Annotated in this window: 18 protein-coding genes; 10 read left to right on the top strand and 8 right to left on the bottom strand. The window is 69.3% G+C overall.

Translation table 11 applies throughout. The annotated features are described in order from the left end of the window. Positions 1-522: 522 nt before the first annotated feature. The 3 genes from efeB to efeU are packed head-to-tail and all read right to left on the bottom strand — an operon-like array spanning position 523 to position 3,801. Positions 523-1,776, bottom strand: coding sequence for an iron uptake transporter deferrochelatase/peroxidase subunit (gene efeB / locus EER30_RS44920; protein WP_127508912.1), 1,254 nt, complete (start codon positions 1,774-1,776; stop codon positions 523-525). Then, positions 1,776-2,918: an iron uptake system protein EfeO gene (gene efeO, locus EER30_RS44925; protein ID WP_127508915.1), complete on the bottom strand. Its 1,143-nt coding sequence runs from the start codon at positions 2,916-2,918 to the stop codon at positions 1,776-1,778. The genes efeB and efeO overlap by 1 nt, the downstream gene beginning before the upstream one ends. Before the next feature lie 40 nt (positions 2,919-2,958). Continuing rightward, positions 2,959-3,801, bottom strand: a complete 843-nt coding sequence (efeU, locus tag EER30_RS44930; RefSeq protein WP_127508918.1) for an iron uptake transporter permease EfeU — start codon at positions 3,799-3,801, stop codon at positions 2,959-2,961. Positions 3,802-3,856: 55 nt separating this feature from the next. On the opposite strand from efeU, the gene EER30_RS44935 reads away from it, so the two are divergent. Continuing rightward, positions 3,857-4,846, top strand: coding sequence for a M48 family metalloprotease (locus EER30_RS44935; protein WP_240670728.1), 990 nt, complete (start codon positions 3,857-3,859; stop codon positions 4,844-4,846). Between the two features lie 47 nt (positions 4,847-4,893). Here the strand turns inward: EER30_RS44935 and EER30_RS44940 are convergent, their stop codons facing one another. Then, the gene (locus tag EER30_RS44940; RefSeq protein ID WP_127508924.1) at positions 4,894-5,262 is read right to left on the bottom strand and encodes a BlaI/MecI/CopY family transcriptional regulator; all 369 of its coding nucleotides are present in this window, start codon (positions 5,260-5,262) and stop codon (positions 4,894-4,896) included. Positions 5,263-5,400: 138 nt separating this feature from the next. Continuing rightward, the gene (locus EER30_RS44945) at positions 5,401-5,619 is read right to left on the bottom strand and encodes a MarR family winged helix-turn-helix transcriptional regulator (RefSeq protein WP_164842759.1); all 219 of its coding nucleotides are present in this window, start codon (positions 5,617-5,619) and stop codon (positions 5,401-5,403) included. Here EER30_RS44945 and EER30_RS44950 point away from each other — a divergent pair. From EER30_RS44950 to EER30_RS44975, 6 genes are all read left to right on the top strand, one after another. Then, positions 5,608-5,940, top strand: coding sequence for a hypothetical protein (locus EER30_RS44950; RefSeq protein ID WP_127508930.1), 333 nt, complete (start codon positions 5,608-5,610; stop codon positions 5,938-5,940). The genes EER30_RS44945 and EER30_RS44950 overlap by 12 nt on opposite strands. 250 nt (positions 5,941-6,190) lie before the next feature. Then, positions 6,191-7,276, top strand: coding sequence for a CE1758 family FMN-dependent luciferase-like monooxygenase (locus tag EER30_RS44955; RefSeq protein ID WP_127508933.1), 1,086 nt, complete (start codon positions 6,191-6,193; stop codon positions 7,274-7,276). Further along, positions 7,273-7,881, top strand: a complete 609-nt coding sequence (locus EER30_RS44960) for an FMN reductase (protein ID WP_127508936.1) — start codon at positions 7,273-7,275, stop codon at positions 7,879-7,881. Before EER30_RS44955 ends, EER30_RS44960 begins: the two co-directional genes overlap by 4 nt. Before the next feature lie 79 nt (positions 7,882-7,960). Next, positions 7,961-8,539 (top strand): RNA polymerase sigma factor, encoded by a 579-nt coding sequence (locus EER30_RS44965; RefSeq protein WP_127508939.1) that lies wholly within the window; start codon positions 7,961-7,963, stop codon positions 8,537-8,539. Further along, positions 8,529-9,578 (top strand): CU044_5270 family protein, encoded by a 1,050-nt coding sequence (locus EER30_RS44970; RefSeq protein ID WP_127508942.1) that lies wholly within the window; start codon positions 8,529-8,531, stop codon positions 9,576-9,578. The genes EER30_RS44965 and EER30_RS44970 overlap by 11 nt, the downstream gene beginning before the upstream one ends. Before the next feature lie 204 nt (positions 9,579-9,782). Beyond that, positions 9,783-10,628 carry a formate/nitrite transporter family protein gene (locus EER30_RS44975; protein WP_127508944.1) on the top strand — a complete coding sequence of 282 codons (846 nt, stop codon included), beginning with the start codon at positions 9,783-9,785 and terminating at the stop codon, positions 10,626-10,628. 542 nt (positions 10,629-11,170) lie between these two features. On the opposite strand, the gene EER30_RS44980 is transcribed toward EER30_RS44975, so the two are convergent. Genes EER30_RS44980 through EER30_RS44990 form a run of 3 tightly spaced genes read right to left on the bottom strand, consistent with a single transcriptional unit; the run spans position 11,171 to position 14,701 of the window. Then, a complete protein-coding gene (locus tag EER30_RS44980; RefSeq protein ID WP_127508947.1) occupies positions 11,171-12,103 on the bottom strand; it encodes an ROK family protein in 933 nt (310 codons plus the stop codon). Then, entirely contained in the window at positions 12,100-13,536 is a 1,437-nt protein-coding gene (locus tag EER30_RS44985) for a M81 family metallopeptidase (protein WP_127508950.1), read from the bottom strand. The genes EER30_RS44980 and EER30_RS44985 overlap by 4 nt, the downstream gene beginning before the upstream one ends. A gap of 19 nt (positions 13,537-13,555) precedes the next feature. After that, positions 13,556-14,701, bottom strand: coding sequence for an ROK family protein (locus EER30_RS44990; protein ID WP_127508953.1), 1,146 nt, complete (start codon positions 14,699-14,701; stop codon positions 13,556-13,558). A gap of 212 nt (positions 14,702-14,913) precedes the next feature. On the opposite strand from EER30_RS44990, the gene EER30_RS44995 reads away from it, so the two are divergent. From EER30_RS44995 to EER30_RS45005, 3 genes are all read left to right on the top strand, one after another. Continuing rightward, positions 14,914-16,671 (top strand): peptide ABC transporter substrate-binding protein, encoded by a 1,758-nt coding sequence (locus EER30_RS44995; protein WP_127508956.1) that lies wholly within the window; start codon positions 14,914-14,916, stop codon positions 16,669-16,671. A 69-nt stretch (positions 16,672-16,740) separates the two neighbouring features. Further along, positions 16,741-17,700 (top strand): ABC transporter permease, encoded by a 960-nt coding sequence (locus EER30_RS45000; RefSeq protein WP_127508959.1) that lies wholly within the window; start codon positions 16,741-16,743, stop codon positions 17,698-17,700. Next, a complete protein-coding gene (locus EER30_RS45005; RefSeq protein ID WP_127508962.1) occupies positions 17,697-18,575 on the top strand; it encodes an ABC transporter permease in 879 nt (292 codons plus the stop codon). The genes EER30_RS45000 and EER30_RS45005 overlap by 4 nt, the downstream gene beginning before the upstream one ends. Positions 18,576-18,690 lie beyond the last annotated feature (115 nt).

The following is an 18,690-nucleotide window of genomic DNA, read 5'->3' on the forward strand; positions in this document are numbered from 1 at the left end:
CACCGATGGTCCACTGACGCCTCACTCGCCGGCCGCTTGGTCGTAGTCCGTAGGGTGAACCGGCAGGCCGGCGCCGGGCTGCCGGTATGACCCGCCATGTTGAGCGAAGAACCCATGCAGCCGTGCGATTTTATTGGCGCCAAAGACATTGCAACCCCGATGCAATTTGGTGCAAGTGCAGCGGAACCTCCGAAGAGGCTTCTGCCGTCGGCTTGGGTCCGCAAGGGCGCGAAGCGTCCGGCCTGGACCGGCGAGGTGCGTCCAGTTGGCCGATTCCCCAGCTTGGCCTGGGTGACGTGCCGACTGCAATGACCACCGCGCGGTAGCCGAACTACGGTCCGTCAGGGGATTGCTCAGGCTGCGTTGCAATCAGAGGTTGGGGTGACCCAAATCCTGGCCGGCGCTGACCACCACACGAGGCTGAGGCCGGGGTGGAACTTCATGGCAATTAGATGCTCTTTGTTTTGCCATGAAGTTTCACCCCGGCCTCAGCCGTCCCAGCGTAAGAGAGCCACCGGTCTTTCACGAGAACAGAGCGCTACCCCAAAAATCGGACGCCCCCGAAAGCCCAGGCGGGCAGGCAAAGAGTCCGCTGGAGACGTGGCGGACGTACTCGTTCATGTCGTCCTGGCCGGACAGGCTTCGCTGGATCGGGATGAAGGCTGTGCGCGGGTCCCGCTGGTAGGCGATGAAGAACAGCCCGGCGTTGAGGCGGCCCAGCCCGTCGGAGCCGTCCACGAAGTTGTAGCCGCGGCGTAGGAGGCGAGCACCCTTGTTGGTGTCGGGGTGGGCCAGGCGCACGTGGGACGTCAACGGGAGCAGCGGGGAGCCGTCCGCGCCGATGGCTTTGAAGTCGACGTCGGCGAACTCGTCCGTTCCGGCCAGGGGAGCGCCCGAGCCTTTCCGGCGGCCGATGATGGCTTCCTGTTCGGCCAGGGATGAGCGGTCCCATGTCTCGACGGTCATGCGGATTTTGCGGGTGACCAGGTAGGAGCCGCCGGTCATCCAGTCCGGGCCGTCGCCTGGGCGCACCCACAGGTGCTCGTTCAGCAGGTCCGTCTCTTCGGCTTTCAGGTTTCGGGTGCCGTCCTTGAAGCCGAAGAGGTTCCGCGGTGTTGCCTGGCCCGCGCTGGTCGACGAGGTTCGGCCGAAGCCCAACTGGGACCAGCGAACGCTCACCACGCCCATGCCCAGGCGGGCCAGGTTGCGGATCGCGTGGACGGCCACCTGCGGGTCGTTGGCGCAGGCCTGGATGCACAGGTCGCCGCCCGAGATTGCCGGGTCGAGGGCGTCGGCCGTGAATCGGGGGAGTGGGGACAGGGCCGCTGGCTGCTGCGCAGCCAAACCGAACCGGTCCTTGCCGTCGGCACCACGGAACAGCGTGGGCCCGAAGCCAGCCGTGATCGTCAGGGCTGACGGCGGCAAGCCCAGAGCCTCGCCGGTGTCGTCCGGGGGAGCCTCCGGCTGGCCGTTGACCGCCCCGATCTCGCCCGCGTCGTGGCCTGCCGTCATCCTCGCCGCGGCTGCCGTCCAGTCCTTCAACAGCGAGATCAGCCGGTCGCGGTCCTTCGTGATTACGTCGAAGGCTACGAAGTGCAGCCTGTCCTGGGCCGGTGTGACGATTCCGGCCTGGTGGGCGCCGGTGAAGGCCACCGCATCGCTCACCGCCACCGGGGCGGGGGCGGAGGAGTCGAAGCCGGCTACTGCCGCGGCCCCGGCGACCCCCGCCACCCCCGCCGCGCCGGCGACGGTCAGTGCTTGACGTCGGGAGACCATCACGCCGGCTTGGCGATCACGGCCGCGACCTTGCTGATCGGCTCGGCCAGGGCGTTGATGGCGTCCGACAGGGACTTCAGGTCGGCCTGGGAGAGCTCGTTGTGCAGCTTCCAGCCGTCGCCGGAGCGGTACTTCGAGAGCGCCGCGTCCACACCCGCGAATTCCGTGTCGAGGGTCTTCACCAGCGCCGGGTCGCGCTCTTCGAGGACCGGGCGCAGCGACGCGATGGCTGCCTTCGAGCCTTCGACGTTGGCGTTGAAGTCCCACAGGTCGGTGTGCGAGTAGCGGTCCTCCTCGCCCGTGATCTTGCCCGAAGCCACCTCGTCGAGCAGGCCCTTCGCGCCGTTCGCGAGCTGCAGCGGGGACAGCTTCTCGGCGTTGGCCTTCTGCACGATCTCCTTGACGTCGGTCATCAGCTGATCCGCGATCGGGCCGTCCTTGCTGATGTCGGCCGGGACGGCCCACAGGTCCTTCTCGATGCGGTGGAAGCCGCCGAACTTCATGCCTTCCTCGGTGACCTCTTCGCGGCCGTCGATGCGCGGGTCGAGGTCGCCGAAGATCTCCGCTACCGGTTCGATGCGCTCCCAGTAGGTGCGGGCGATCGGGAACAGCGCCTTGGCCTCGTCGACCTTGCCGGCCTTGACCGCCGCCACGAACTCGCCGGTCTTCGTCTCGAGCGCCGCCGTCTGGCTCTTCACATAGCGCGAGTAACTCGCCGTCGCATCGGCCAGCGCCGCGTTCTCCGTCAGCGGCGCCGAGGACCCGGCCACCGTCAGCGCCCCACGAATGCCCTTGCCGCTCATTCCGGGCTTACAGGCGGTCTCGTACGATCCCGCGGGCAGTTCGACGTGCAGGTCGCGCGACACCCCGGGAATGATGTTCTCGACCTCGCCCATCACGCGGTCGCCGGGGGCGTACACATAGAACTCGGTGACCTTCTGGCCCTTGTTGGTGATGGTGAAGACGCTGGTCCCGGCGTCGACGGACGTCTTCGCGACCTCGCACGTCGTGTCAGTGGCCGCCACCGGGACCGGGCCGCCGGCTGCCGCTGTGTCCGCTTTGTCGTCGGAGCCGCACGCGGCCAGGGACACGCCGAGGCACCCCGTGGTCACGAGGGCGAGCAGGCGAGGGGTAGTGCGCACGAGGTGTCTCCTAGAACGGAAGCGACTAAGACGGAAGCGACTAAGACTGCGGCGAGGGCACGGGGGCGACGACCGGCTTGCTGCTGGCCGGGCGCAGGAAGAGGAAGAGCACAGGCACGGCGTACGCGGCCCAGGCGATCACCTCGAGCACAGTGGCTGTGGGTGTCACGTTGAACATGCCGGTGAGCAGCGCCGTGTACCACGCCGACGGGTCGAGGGCGCCGCTGATGTCGTACGCCAGATTGTTGAGTCCCGGCAGCACGTTGGCCTCTTGCAGGTCGTGGACGCCGTACTTGAGGATTCCGGCGGCGACGAGGATGAGCAGACCGCCGGTGATCGTGAAGAAGACGGTGAGGTTGATGCGGACCGCGGTGGCGTACATCAGGTAGCCGATCGCGACCGCCGTGGCGACGCCGCCGATCAGCGCGTAGAGCGGGCCGCCGTTGACGTCGGCGCCCTGCACGGCGGAGTAGAAGATCAGGGACGTTTCGAGGCCTTCGCGGACGACGGCGAGGAACGCCATGAAGGCGACCGCGACCGATCCGACGGCCAGCGCGTCGGTGAGCTTGCCGCGCAGGTCGCGGGCGATGGAGCGGGCCGCCCGGCGCATCCAGAAGATCATCCAGGTGACGAAGACGACAGCCAGGATCGACGTGATGGCCTCGAAGAGCTCGCGCTGGTCGTACTCCCGGAGCAGAGTGGTGGAGGTGTAGCTGAGCAGCCAGCCGAACAAGACGGAGAGGGCGACCGCGGCGGCGACACCGGCCCAGACGAGGGGGAGCTGCTTCGTGCGACCGGCCTTGACCAGGAAGGCGATCAGGATGCTGACCACCAATGTGGCCTCCAGCCCTTCTCGCAGGCCGATGAGGTAGGTGGCGAGCATGATCCTCTTCTCGTTAGGCTGACCTTACCTTAGTTCTACAGACTGTAGATTAGGGATGCCTTCCCTTACTGTCCAGGGGGCCCGAGTGTTCGACCACTTCGTCTGGTCGGTGGTGGTGTGCCCGCTGCTGGTGGCGGTGGCCGTGCGGCTGCTGGCCGACCGGCTGCGGCCCGACCGGGCGGTCACGTTCTCGGTCGTCTCGATCGGGGTCGCCGCCGCGGCCTGCCTGGTCAACCTCGCTGCGTTCGCCACGAAGGCGGTCGCCGAGCAGCATCCGGTGGCCGTCTGGCTCGGGTTCTCCGACGCACGGGTTCGGGCCGACACCGCGTATGTGCCCTGGGTCTCTTGGCTGTCGGCGGCGCTGCTGGTGTCGGCTTTCGCCGGGCTCGCGCTGGTGTGGCGGGCGCACCGCCGGGACACCGTTTTCGCAGGTCGCTATGCCACGATGCCCGCGTCGGAAGACCGGGTGGTGATGCTTGACGACGTACGGGCTGAGGCGTTCGCCGTGCCGGTCGGGGCCGGGCGCATCGTGGTGACCACGGGCATGCGCGCGGCTCTCGACGATCGGCAGTACGCGGCGTTGCTCGCCCACGAGCGGGCCCACCTCGCGGCTCGCCATCATCGGCTCGTGCGGTTCGCGCGGCTGTCCGCGGCCGCCCATCCGCTGTTCTGGTGGCTCGCGCACCGCATGGAATACCTGGTCGAGCGGGCCGCCGACGAGCGCGCCGCGGCCGAGCTGGGTGACCGCCGGGTGGTGGCCAAGGCGATCAGTGCGGCGGCACTGGTCTCGGCCGGTTCTGTCAGCGGCTCGGCGCTGGGGATGGCCGGCTCGGGCCGCAGGTCAGTGCTGTGGATGGCCCCGACCGGTTCCGACCTGCGCCGCGGCGGGGTCGTGCCGCGCCGGGTGGCGTCGCTGGTCGCGCCGCCGCAGGCTGCGTCCGCCCTGCTCATCGCGGTGCCGGTGGTCCTCGCGTTCAGCTCGGTCGTGTGGACGGGCGAGTGCGTCTGGGACCTGGGCGAGCTGCTGCACGCCGCCGGCCTCTGACGATCAGCCGTCGCGCAGTGGGCTGTCGCGCGGGAAAGGGCGAAGGGTCAGTCTTCGCGGAGGAAGGAGCGGAGTAACTCCTCGTCGCCCGGCTCTAATTTGTCGACGAAACGGCGCAAAACGGAGGCGTGGTCGGATTCGGTGTCGAGGGCGGCGCTCATCCGCTCGGCGGCCAGGGAGGCGCTGTCGGTCAGTGGGGCATAGCGGAATGCGCGACCCTCGCGATAACGGGCGAGGATGCCCTTGGTGTGCAATCGGGTCAGGATGGTCACGACCGTGCTGTAGGACAGCCCGGACAACCGGAGCAGAACATCACGCGGCGTGAGCGGCCCGTCGGCCTTCTGGAGCACGCCGAGGATTTCGGACTCCAGCGCGCCCGACCGGCGCCGCCCCGAGTCCTGATCTTCGCCCGCCACCCCGGAAGAATAACGTCTCCACAGTAGATTCCGCGCTCACTGCCCCGGCGGGGCCGCGATCCGGCGGGTGGCCGAGGCCGGCGTGGGCACGGCATCGGGGTCGAGCAGGCACAGAAAGTAGCGGCGCGCGTTCGTCGCTTACGACTGTTCGTTCTTGCGCACCCACTCACTCCCCGCATCCGTAAGGATCGCGTACCAGCCGCGCCGGTCGTTCTCCGCCTGCTCCCGATCGACCAGCCCTCGCTGCTTCAATGTCTCGACGATGCGGCTCATGCGGCTGAGCGACACGAACTGCGCCGGAGCGAGCTCGTTGATCCGCCGCCGGCGGCCGGGCGCCTCGGCGAGATGCCACAGCACGCCGTGCTCACCAAGGGTGATGTTGGTTTCGTGCTGCAGGTCGGCGGTGACGTTGCGTGCACCGTGAGCGCGGCACCCAGGAAGACGTCGAAGAGCGCCTCCTCCTCGTGCGTCATCGTTCCTCCTTCAGGACGCGGCCCGGCTCAGCCGAGCCGGGCAGCTCATGCCGCACCGGCCGACCGTGGTCTGGAGCTCGATCTGGTCGAGGCGGCGCTGCACACGGGCCGCACCACCGAGGCGGCCGCCCACGCGACCGCGATGCAGGCGACGGCCGGTCTCTCACCGCGGGCCCGGCTGCTGGCCCTGGCCGCCGACGGGTAAAGGTTGCCGCCGCCGACGAGGGTGTCACCGTCCCAGGCACCGGACGGCCGGAACGGCGACGCTTTTGCCTCGAAGGCGTGCATGGGGGCCGCCTCGGTGGCCTCCAGGTCGAGCAGGTTGTTGGTTCGCATGTAGGAGTGACGCGAGCCGGGCCCGAAGTTTCACGAGAGTGACGTACGTCGCTGTTGTTGACGTGTCAATTAGTCTTGAGCATTATTGACACGTCAATTACGTGAGAGGTGTGGCCACCATGCAGTTCGGGATCTTCGGGGTCGGTGACCTGGCGCGCGACCCGCTGACCGGCAAGACGCCCAGCGAGTACGAGCGGATGAAGCGCATCATCGAGTACGCGGTGCTCGCCGAGGAGGTGGGCCTCGACGTGTTCGCGTTCGGGGAACACCACAACCCGCCGTTCGTGGCCTCCTCGCCGACGACCGTGCTCGGCTACATCGCCGCCCGCACCAAAAAGATCATCCTGTCCACGTCGACGACGCTGATCACCACCAACGACCCGGTGAAGATCGCCGAGGACTACGCGATGCTGCAGCTCATCGCCGACGGCCGGGTCGACCTGATGCTCGGCCGGGGCAACACCGGCGCCGTCTACCCCTGGTTCGGCCAGGACATCCGCGACGGCATCTCGCTGTCACTGGAGAACTACGCGCTGGTCCGGCGGCTCTGGCGCGAGGAGGTCGTCGACTGGGAGGGCAAGTTCCGTACGCCGCTGCAGTCGTTCACGGCCACGCCGCGCCCGCTCGACGGGGTGCCGCCGTTCGTCTGGCACGGCTCCATCCGCAGCCCCGAGATCGCCGAGCAGGCCGCCTACTACGGCGACGGCTTCTTCCACAACAACATCTTCTGGCCGCCGTCGCACACCGGCCGCCTGATCAGCCACTACCGCGAGCGCTTCGAGCACTACGGTCACGGGCCGGCCGACACCGCCATCGTCGGTCTGGGCGGCCAGTTCTACGTACGGGAGAAGTCGCAGGACGCTCTGCGAGAGTTCCGCCCCTACTTCGACAATTCCCAGGTGTACGGGGGTGGGCCCGCCCTCGAGGACATGATCAAGCAGACGCCGCTCTCCGTCGGCAGCCGTGACCAGGTCATCGAGCAGATCCTCGGCTTCCGCGAGTACGCCGGCGACTACCAGCGGCAGCTCTTCGTGCTCGACGGCATGGGCATCGCGCACGACCTGGTCCTCAAGCAGCTCGAGGAGCTCGGCGAGGTCGTCCGCGTGCTGCGCAAGGAGTTCGCCGTGGGCCGCCCCGCGCACGTGCCGGACGGCCCGACCCACGAGTCGCTGAAAGCCGCACAGTCGCTCAAGGCGCAGCTGTGAAACGCGTCGTCGTCCTCTCGGCCGGGCTGCGCCAGCCGTCGTCGACCCGCATGCTGGCCGACCGGATCGCCGAGGCCGTGGCCCGCGACCTCGACGGCCTCGGCGACCCGGCCGAGGTCAGCCCGATCGAGCTGCGCGACCACGCCCGCGAGGCGCTGAACAACCTGCTCGTCGGGTTCCCCTCGCCCGAATTCGCCGAACTGCTCGACCAGGTCTCCGGGGCCGACGCGCTGATCCTGGTCACGCCCACCTTCGGGGCCACGTACAACAGCCTGGTCAAGCTCTTCATCGACGTGCTCGACGAGAAGGCCCTGGCCGGCAAGCCGGTGCTGATCGCCGCATCCGGCGGCACCGGCCGTCACTCGATGATGCTCGACCACGCCGTACGACCACTGCTGACCTACCTGCACGCGGTGGTCATGCCGACCGGCGTCTTCGCCGCGCCCGAGGACTGGGGCGCCGGTCACACCACCGAGGGCAACCTGCGGCAGCGCATCGACCGCGCCGCCGCCGAACTGGCCGCCGAGGTACACCGGCGCGAGCCCGCCAAGGCGTACGACATGTTCGCCGAGACACCCGATTTCGAAACCCTGATGGGGCAGTAGAGATCACGATCCGGGGTGGCCGCCCGACCGCCCCGGAAACCGGCGTGAACACTTCGCCGGTGTGCGACCAAGTACCGGTGTGACAATTGCTGACCTGGTGACGGCGGCCGTCCCCGAGCCGCCGCCCCCAGACTCCGACGACATTGGCCGCCTGTTCGACCTGCACGCCGCAGACCTGCACCGCTACCTCGCCCGACGCGTCGGGCCGGCCGCCGACGACCTGGTCGACGACACGTTCGTGGCCGCGCTGCGAGCCCGCAACGACTACAGCGCCGAGCGCGGCTCCTGGCGGGCCTGGCTCTACAGCATCGCCACCAACCTCGCCAACAACCACGTACGCCGCCGCGTGCGCGAGGACCACGCCACCAGCCGGTTGGCCTCGGCGGACCGGGTCGCCGGCCACGAGAACCAGGTCGTCGAGCGGGTCGACGCCCAGGTGCGCGCGGCCCAGCTCGCGGCGGCCATCGCGCTGCTGCCGCCCGGCGACCGCGACGTGCTGCTGCTGAGCAGCTTCACCGACCTGAACAGCCAAGAGATCGCCGACGCGCTCGGCGTCCCGGCCGGTACGGTGCGTTCCCGGCTTCATCGCGTACGCCGCCACCTGCGGTCCGCCGCACCAGAGATGCCGATCGAACGGGGAGCCGGAAATGTGGACTGACCAGGAACTGGACCGGGCGCTGGCCGACCTGCCGACCGGACCGTCGTTCTCCTCCGAGGCCCGGGCGAAGGCGCTGGGGCGTTTGGCCGACGCGCAGAAGGTTGTGCCGTTGCGGGCTCAGCGCCGCCGCCGGGTGCAGTGGTGGGCCGCCGCGGCCGCCGTCGTGCTCGTCGCCGGGGTGGCCTGGGGTGCGACCGGTGGGCCGGCGCCGGCCGCCAGCGCTGCCGCGGTCGACCGGCTCGACCGGGCCGCCGATTCGGCCACTTCCGCTTCCGCGCAGACGGCGCCGGGGCAGTATTTCCGCACGACGTCGCACGCCTGGTCGCTGGGCGCCGCGGAGACCCGTACGGGAAAGCCTCTGTCGCAGTTGCAGGAGACGGTGACCGAAACGTGGGTGCCGCACGAGCGCGGCCGCGACTGGGTCAAGGTGTCGACGGTGACCGGGCAGACCAAGTGGCTTGTGGGGAGCGACGACCTGGTCAAGCGTGAAGGGGACGGGGGACTCCTGACGCCGGCTGCCCGCACTCGCGAGGTCGGGCCGTGCGGTGACTTTCCGACTGACAACGGGCAGCTCGGTGCGGGCGCGGTGCCGTGCGACGAGCGTCCGGGCGACTGGTACTCGCCTACGCCGAGTTTCCTGGCCTCGCTTCCTCATCAGCCATTCGCGCTGTACGAGCGGCTGCGCGCTGACGCGGGCCAGGGCGGGCCGGGCGAGATGCTGCAGATGGCCGCGGGGGTGCTGGCCTCGGACTCGCCGGCCGAGCTGCGTGCTCGCGTCTATCGCGCTCTGACCTTCCTGCCCGGCCTCGACGTGACGGCCGACGCGGTCAACCTGGACGGCCGGTCCGGGGTGGCCCTGGGCGTCGACACCGCGACGATCCGGCAGGAACTCGTCATCGACCCCGCCGCCGGGCGGCTCATCGGGGAACGGCTGGTGCTGATGGTTCCCGGCACCGACATGTACCAGGGCCTGGCGGCCGGCACGGTTCTCGACTACACGGCGGTGACCACCGCCGTCGTGGCGAGCCCCGGCGCCTGATTCGTTGCGCCTTTTTTCGTTGTCGGCCGCGCTTCAAACCTGTTTGAGGTGCGGCTAACAATGGCGTCATCGACGTGGATATAACTCTCCCCACCATGTTCGGCCCGTCACGGCGTCACGTCTTCCGTTCGGCTTACCTTCGGCGCATCAGGGCTGGTCCGGTCGTTCACGCGACGCCCGATTGCCGAGATCCGGGGGGAACCGATGGCCATTCTGAAACCGGCGGACATAGCCACCGCCGCAGTCGACTCGGGCACGGCCAAAGCCCACGAACGGTGGGACAAGACGCTGGTCGCGGCCTTCCTGGCCGGCGCCTACATCGCCTTCGGCGCGCTGGTCGCCCTGGTGACCTCGGCCGGGCTCAACCCCATGCAGTGGGGCGGCATCCCGACGCTCATCACCGGCGTCACATTCTCGCTCGGGCTCGTGCTCGTGCTGATCGCGGGCTCCGACCTGCTGACCGGAAACATGCTTCTCGTGCCGATCAGCTTCCTGGCCCGCAAACTCGGATTCGGCGCCATCATCCGGAATTTCAGCCTGGTACTGATCGGAAATCTGGCCGGCGCGCTCTTCGTCGCCTATTTCCTCGCCGTGCAGACAGGAGTCGTCGGGCACGGCGGCACAGCCGGCATGGGTGGGCTCACCTACGAACGGCTCGCCGGGATCGCCGTCTCCAAGGGCGTGACCGAGACCGACTGGCAGGTCTTCCTGCGCGGCGTCGGCTGCAACTGGCTGGTCTGCCTCGCGGTCTGGATCGCCCTGGCCGCCGACTCGGTCTCCAGCAAAATCCTCGGCATCCTTTTCCCGATCACAGCCTTCGTCGCGATGGGCTTCGACCACGTGGTCGCCAACATGTTCTTCCTGCCCGCCGCCGTCTTCGCCGACGTGCCCGGCCTGGGCTGGGGCGACGTGGTGCGCAACCTGGTCTTCGCCTTCCTCGGCAACTTGGTGGGCGCGGTGGTCTTCGTCGCCACGACCTACTGGTACCTCTACCTGCGCGAGGATTCCTCGGCTGAGCTGAAGCCGGGGGCTGTGCGCAGCAGGGTTTAGTAGCGGGGCTTGCTCTGCACGGGGGTATCGCTCAGCGCGGCCTCTTGCGGTTTGCGGAGGGCTTTGCAGGCGGGCCGCCGTCGTGGCCCAGCATGGCGCGGCCAGTTGCGGCAGGCGGATGGTCGCACATTGGAGACCCCTTTCCTTGATCTGGAGCACTCGAGCCGAGCCGACCAGGTTTACCAGGAAATAGGGCTTTCGATGCGAGCCGAGACCCCTGCTTTCTTGATCTGGGGAACGATCAAGGCCGGATGGCCCTACATCAGGGAAAAGAGCCCGGGGGCGGCCAGCCCGGCGCCGCGACCGGCGGCAGCGTGCTGTACCGCGACGCCGGCCGGCTTGGGATGCCCAGCGCAACTACTCTGCGACCGGGAGGGGCGGCAGCGGGCTGAGCCACGACGCCTGCCCGCCTGGCAAGCCCTCCCCGCACCCCCGCCCACCGCAAGCGGCCGCAGCGAGCTAGGCGACGATCGCGCCCGGTCTGCGAAAGCCCGGCGGCAGCGAGCCGAGCCACGATGGCCGGCCACCACATCGGAGCGCGTCTAGCCAGGCTGGACGCCGTCCGCGCCCCAGCCGTCCGGAACCGCCAGCCCGGCCTCGCGGCGGGCCAGGATCGCGGCTCCGACCAGGGCGGCCCGGGCGCCGAAGACCGAGCGGGCCAGCAACGGCGCCGGCCGCCAGGCGAGGGCGGCGCTCAACGCCGCCCGTACCGGGTCGAAGAACAGGTCGCCCGCGTCGGCGAGGCCGCCGCCCAGGACGATGCGGGCCGGGTCGAGGGTCAGCGTCAGGGTGGCCAGGGCGGTGCCCAGCGCTCGGGTCGCGTCGTCCCAGACGGTGCGGGCCACCGGGTCGTCGGGAAGAGCGGCCGCGATCGCCCGGCTGTCCAGGCCGGAAGCGCCGCCGAGGCGGGCGTAACGACGGGCCAGCCCGCCCGCCGAGGCGTACACCTCGAGGCAACCCTGCTGGCCGCAACTGCACGGCTCGCCGCCGGGGTAGACCGGCATGTGGCCCACCTCGCCGGCCGCCCGGGTCGCGCCGGGCAGCGGAATGCCCCGCACCACGACCGCCGCCGCGATGCCGGTGCCGAGGGGTAGCAGCAGGAAGTCGTCCAGGCCGCTGGCCACGGCCTCGGCCACCCCGGCCGCTCGCACGTCGTGGCCGACGGCGACGGGCAGGCCCAGGTCGTCGCCGATCAGTTTGCGCAGCGGGACGTCCCGGAAGTGAAGGTTCGCGGCGTACTTCACCACGCCCTCGTCCTCGTCGACGAGCCCGGGGGTGACGACGCCGATCGCGGCGGGGGCGGCGCCGAGGCGTACGGCATCGTCTCTGAGCCGTACGCACAGTGACCGAACCGCCTGCACCGGGTTGGCGTCGGCCTCGGACGGTGTTGTCAGCGTGTGCAGGATCTGGCCGTCCTGGGAAGCGACCGCGCCCTTGATGGTGGTTCCGCCGACGTCGACGGCCAGGACGGTCATCCGGTCACTACCGTCAGCTCGGCGGTGAAGTCGCGGTCGAGTGGGAAGACCGGGCGCAGCACGTTCTCGTACGGCAGCCGGGCCAGGTGCTGGTCGACGCCGCCGGGGGTGAGGGCCAGCATCCAGTCGGCGGCCGCGTCGAACAGTTCCGGCTCCAGGTAGCCGATCTTCACGGTGACGACGCCGACCTCACGCACGTCAACACCGAGACGCTCGTACGAGGAGAGCAGTCGATACTGCATGCGGCGCGAGGTGAGGAAGACGCTCAGTTCGCCGACCCGGATGCTGACGCAGCGCCCGCCGTCGGGGTCGTCGGCCACCGCCTCCAGGACGCCGTCGAGCGTGACCGGCCCGGGGTCGCGGCTGTCGATGCCCCCGCCGGCCGATACCCGCACGGGGGAACCGATCGGAAGGTGAGCGACAGAGGCCACGGCATCCGGGTCGAACAGCGACGCGAAGACGGCCCGGCCGAGGTCGGGGCGCGCCAGCATCCGGGACAGGGCGTACGTGGTGTCGTCGGCCCCGCCGGCGCCCGGGTTGTCACCGGAGTCGCTGATGAAGAACGGCCGCCGCATCCCGCTGGAAGCGTCCAGGCATTCGTCCATCGTGCCGGTGGGGGCCACGAACGTGAACTCGTCGCGCGCCTCCCAGAACGAGGTTGCGAGCGAGAGGGCGGCCGCGTCGGTGGCGTCCCGGTCGTGGCCGGTGACGACGACCGCGCCCCGGCACCGAGCCTGGTCGGCCCAGGCGAACCCGATCCAGATCGCCGCGTCGATGATGCCGTCGCGGGCCTCGATCTCGGGCACGCGCGCGTACAGGCTGCGGGCCGGTTCCTCACGGGTACTGGTCTGTTCGCCGGGCAGCAGGATCGGCACGTGAACGAGGGCCTTGTGCGGGCGCTCCCCAGATCCCAAGGCGTCGACCAGGTTGCGCGCCGCGCGCGCACGGGTCTCCCACACGTCGACGTGCGGCGCCGTGCGGTAGCAGGTCAGCAGGTCACAGCCGTCGAACAGGACCTCGGAGATGTTGCCGTGCAGGTCCATCGCCGTGCTGATGAGCGGCTCGGGCCCGATCGCCTTGCGGATGGCGGTGACCAGGTCACCCTCGGCGTCGTCGCGCCCGACCACGCTCATCGCGCCGTGGAAGTCCAGCAACATCCCGTCCACCGGCCCGGCCGCCTCCAGCCCGGCGACGATCTCGGCTTCCCAGGACGAGTAGGCCTCCGGCGTTACCGCCCCGCCGGGCAGCGCGCGGGCGTGCACGAGCGGAATCCACTCGACGGCGGCCGCCCAGGGTTCGCTGAGCCAGTCGTAGCGGGCCAGCAGGGAGGAGCCGCGGGTGACCTCGAAGTCGTCGAACGAGCTCAGGTGCGGCGAGAACGTGCTGGATTCGATGTGGATGCCGCCGATGGCGATGCGGACGGTTCGTTGCACGGGTGTTGCTCCAGGATCCTCAGGAGGAGACGGTCGAGCGCAGCAGACGCCCGAGGCCGACCAGGGCCGCGTCGGGGCCGGCCACGCTGGCCTCGATGGTCAGGGACTGCGTCATGGACGGCAGGCAGCGTTCGTAGAGCATGCCCCGGGTCGCCGCCACGTAGACGTCCAAGCTGGACAGTGCGCCGCCGACGACGACGGCGCGCGGGTTCAGGAAGTTGACGAGCCCGCTCAGCGCCACGCCGAGCAGCCGGCCGGCTTGGCGTACGGCGGTCACCACGGCCGGGTCGCCGTCGTTCACCGCGACCATGATGTCGTTCAGGCTCATGTCGGGCGCGCCCTGCTCGGCGAGCTGGCGGGCCAGGGCCGCGCCGCTGGCCACGGTCTCCAAGCAGCCGCGGCCGCCGCAGGAGCACCGGCGTTCGCCGCTGTCGGCCACCCGCACGTGCGTGACGTCGCCGCTGAGGCCGCGGCCGCCGCGGAAGATCTGTCCGTCGGTGACCAGGCACGCGCCTATGCCGGTGCCGGCCTTGACGTAGATCATGTCGCCCGGCTCGTCGTCGCGGGTCGCGAACTCGCCGAGGGCCGCCGCTTTGGCGTCGTTGTCGACGATGACCGGTGCGATGAGGCCGCCGAAGCTGTTGGCCAGGATCTTCGCCGGGTCGCCGCTGCTCCAGCCGGGCATGCGGGCCGCCCCGACGATGCGTCCACTGGGGAATTCGACCGGGCCGGGCAGGGCCACACCGGCGCCGAGCAGCGGCTGGCCGGGCGCGACTGATTCACGCAGCCGGTCGAAGGTTTCGCTGACGACGTCGAAAATATGTTTGGGTCCGGCCCCGATCTCTATCGGCACCTCCTCGCTGACCCGCAGCGCGCCGCCGGGGCCGCAGAGCCCGACCCGGGCGTGCCGGCCGCCGAGCTCGGCGACGGCGAGGACCCCGTCGGTGTCGCGCAGCCGCAGGATGCGCGGGCGGCGGCCGCCGGTGGACCGGCCGACGCCCTCCTCCTCGAGCACGCCCTCCTCGATCAGGCGCCGCACGACGGCGGTGACCGTGGACGGCGCGACCTGGAGTGCTTCGACCAGGTCGCCCCGGTTGGTGGCGGCGCCGCTGGCCAGCAGTTCGAGGGTCTGGTCGCGCAGCGTGGCAGAGATCGGTTGGTGCACGAGCCTCTCCTTGTTCGAGCAGGGCCTCAGTGTGTCTTAGTGCCACGAGAGTCTCGCGCAGAGCCATGGGAAGCCGACGATCAGTTTGGCCGAAGCTTCGGCGACTTGGAACGTAGCACGGCCGAAGTAACCGAAATAAGTCCTAGTTTTCGTTGACCTGAAACTTCTTTGCGCTTAAGTTTCACCGCGTCGGACGTCAAGGAGTAGTGATCATGAAGAGCAGCTTTCTGCGCGCGGCAGTGGCGATAGGCAGTGCGATCACCCTCGGAGCGGGCCTCGCCGCCTGCACCGGGAGCAGCAACGAATCGGCCGGTGGTGCCACGAGTTCGAACAAGGACACCGCTACCGTCGCGCTGCGGACCCCCAACTGGATCCTGCCGATCTCGGCCCCGGGCTTCACCCAGGGCGAGAACGCCATCTTCGGCCAGGCGCTGTACCGGTCGCTGTACTCCTACCGGCTGGACGGCACCGCCGAGTACAACATCGACTCGCGGCGCTCGATGGCCGAGGCGCCGGTCGTCAGCAACGGCGGCAAGACGCTGACCATCACGCTGAAGGACAACAAGTGGTCGGACGGCCAGCCCGTCACCACCAAGGACATCCAGTTCTGGTACGACCTGGTCACGGCGAACAAGGACAAGTGGGCGTCGTACCGCAAGGGCGGCTTCCCCGACAACATCGCCGACTGGACCGTCAAGGACGACAAGACGTTCTCGCTGACGACCACGAAGGCGTACAACACCGCCTGGTTCGTCGACAACCAGCTCAACCGGATCACGCCCGTCCCGCAGCACGCCTGGGACAAGGACAACCAGGCGAGCAAGCCCGAGGGCGCCAAGAAGGTGTTCGACACGCTGACGACGGCGGCCAAGGACACCAAGACGTACGATTCCAACCCGCTCTGGCAGGTCAACAGCGGCCCGTGGAAGCTGGCCAAGTACGTGCCGAACGGCGAGGTGACGCTGGCCGCGCAGAGCACTTACAGCGGCGAGGACAAGGCCAAGCTCGCGAAGATCGTGCTGCGGCCGTTCACCGGTGACGACGCCGAGTTCAACGTGCTGCGGGCCGGCGACCTCGACTACGGCTACGTGCCCGCGGCCAACGTGTCGCAGAAGAGCTACCTGGAGTCCAAGGGCTACAAGGTCTCGCCCTGGTACGGCTGGTCCATCACCTACCTCCAGCTGAACTACAACAACCCGAAGACCGGGACGCTGTTCAAGCAGCCGTACCTGCGTCAGGCGATGCAGATGCTGATCGACCAGCCGACCATCAACAAGGCGATCTGGTCGGACACGGCCGCGCCGACCTGTGGCCCGGTCCCGCAGAAGCCGGGCGTGACCGACGCCAGCGGCTGCGTCTACAAGTTCGACCCGGCCGCGGCCAAGCAGCTGCTGGAGACCCACGGCTGGAAGGTCACCCCGGACGGGCAGACCACCTGCACGACCCCGGCCCAGTGCGGTACCGGCGTCACCGCCGGCCAGCCGCTGACGTTCACGGTCACCAGCCAGACCGGTTTCGCCGCCACCACCAAGATGTTCGCCGAGATCAAGTCTCAGATGGCCAAGCTCGGCATCACGCTGAACATCAAGGAGGTGCCGGACTCGGTCGCGGTCACCCCGGCCTGCAAGCCGGCCGACGCCACCTGCTCGTGGGACATGTCGTTCTTCGGCTCGCAGGGCAGCTGGTACTACCCGGCGTTCGCCAGCGGCGAGCGGCTGTTCGCCACCGACGCCCCGGTCAACCTGGGCAGCTACAGCAACCCCGAGGCGGACAAGCTCATCGAGGCCACGCAGTTCTCGGCCGACGACAAGGCCCTGACGGCCTACAACGACTTCCTGGCCAAGGACCTGCCGGTGCTGTGGATGCCGAACCCCGTCTACCAGGTGTCGTCGTACCGCTCGGGCCTGCAGGGCGTCGAGCCGCAGGACCCGATGAACTACATGTACTTCCAGGACTGGTCCTGGAAGTAGAAGACCACTTGTCATGACCGGCCCGGCGCTCGTCGCCGGGCCGGCCGAACCGGGAGGAGAACGGCCCAGGTGGTCCGCTATCTCATCACGCGCGTGGGTCAGGCGCTGATCGTCGTCGCCCTCGTGACGGTGATCGCCTTCGTGATCCTGCACCTGCTGCCCGGGGGTGCCGCGCGGGCCACTCTGGGCAAGGAGGCGACGCTCGACCAGCTCGCCGCCTTCAACCACACGATGGGCTACGACAAGCCCTGGATCCAGCAGTACCTGCTCTACGTCCAGCGGCTGCTGCACGGCGACCTCGGCTACTCGTTCCAGCTCAACCAGTCCGTGCTCGAGGCGATCGTGCAGCGGCTGCCCAAGACGATGGTGCTGTCGCTGCTGTCCACGCTGCTGGCCGTCGTGGTGGCCATCCCGCTCGGCGTCATCCAGGCCGTACGCCGTAACCGCTGGCCCGACTACGCCATCACCTCGCTGTCGCTGCTGGCCTACGCGACCCCGATCTTCTTCATGGGCCTGCTGATGATCATCCTGTTCTCGCAGGTGTGGCCGATCCTGCCGCCCGAGGCGCCGCAGGGCTTCACGGTCGCCGAGGTGCTCGCCGACCCGGCCGGCCTGGTGCTGCCCACGATCACCCTCGCGATCGTCACCGTCGCCGTGTACTCCCGCTACGTACGCTCCGCGATGGTCGACAACCTCAACGAGAACTACGTACGCACGGCTCGTAGCAAGGGCCTGCCCGAGCGCCGCGTCATCCTGACGCACACCCTGCGCAACGGCCTGTTCCCCATCATCGGCCTGCTCGGCATGTACCTGCCCGCGCTGTTCAGCGGGGCCCTGGTCGTCGAGTCGCTGTTCAACTTCCCCGGCATGGGGCAGCTGTTCTGGCAGGCGGCGCTCAAGCGCGACTACCCGATCCTGCTCGGCGTCACCGTCATCATCGCCGTCGCCACGGTCGTCGGCTCGCTCGTCGCCGACCTGCTCTATGCCGCCGCCGACCCCCGGGTCCGTCTCCGCCGGAGCGCCTCATGACCGTCGTCGAGGAAGAACACCCCACGGTGCCGTTGTGGCGGCAGGGCCTGCGGGTCTTCGCCGAGAACCGGCTGGCCCTGGTCGGCGCGGGCATGTTCGTGCTGCTGGCCGCCCTGAGCTTCCTCGGGCCGCTGTTCTACCACACCGACCAGGTGCACACCGATCTCACCGCGGTCAACCTGCCGGCCGGCTCGCCGGGACATCCGCTCGGCACCGACGGCGTCGGATACGACCAGCTCGGCCGGCTCATGCTCGGCGGCCAGACGTCCATCATCGTCGGCCTGGCCGCCGGGGTGCTGGCCACCGCCGTGGGCACGATCTGGGGCGCCGTCGCCGGATTCGCGGGCGGCTGGGTCGACTCGGCGATGATGCGCGTGGTCGACGCGATGATGTCCATCCCGGCGCTGTTCCTGTTCATGCTGCTGGCCGCGATCGTCACGCCGAGCGTCCCCATGCTCATCTTCATCATCGGCGCGTTCGCCTGGCTCGGACCGGCCCGGCTGGTGCGCGGCGAGGCCCTGAGCCTGCGCTCGCGCGAATACGTGCAGGCGATGCGGGCGATGGGCGGCACCGGCGGGCGGGCGGTGCGTTCACACATCGTGCCTAACGCGATCGGCACGGTGATCGTCAACGCGACCTTCCAGATCGCCGACGCGATCCTCTACGTCGCCTACCTGTCCTTCCTCGGCCTCGGCGTGCCGCCGCCCGCGGCCAACTGGGGCGGCATGCTCTCCGACGGCCTGGCCGACACCTACAGCGGCCACTGGTGGCTGCTCTACCCGCCCGGCATCGCCATCATCCTCATCGTGCTCGCCTTCAACTTCATCGGCGACGGGCTGAGGGACGCCTTCGAGGTCCGCCTCCGCCGGCGCTGAAAGACATCCCAGGAGTTTGAATGTCAAGCGGCAGCGTCGATGAGGTGAGCGGACCAGGCGGTCGCCTCGTTGTAGGGTGTGCCGGTTTTGAGGCATCCGTGCAGGATGCCGACGA

It is taken from the genome of Actinoplanes solisilvae (assembly GCF_003999975.1).
Classification (GTDB): domain Bacteria; phylum Actinomycetota; class Actinomycetes; order Mycobacteriales; family Micromonosporaceae; genus Actinoplanes; species Actinoplanes solisilvae.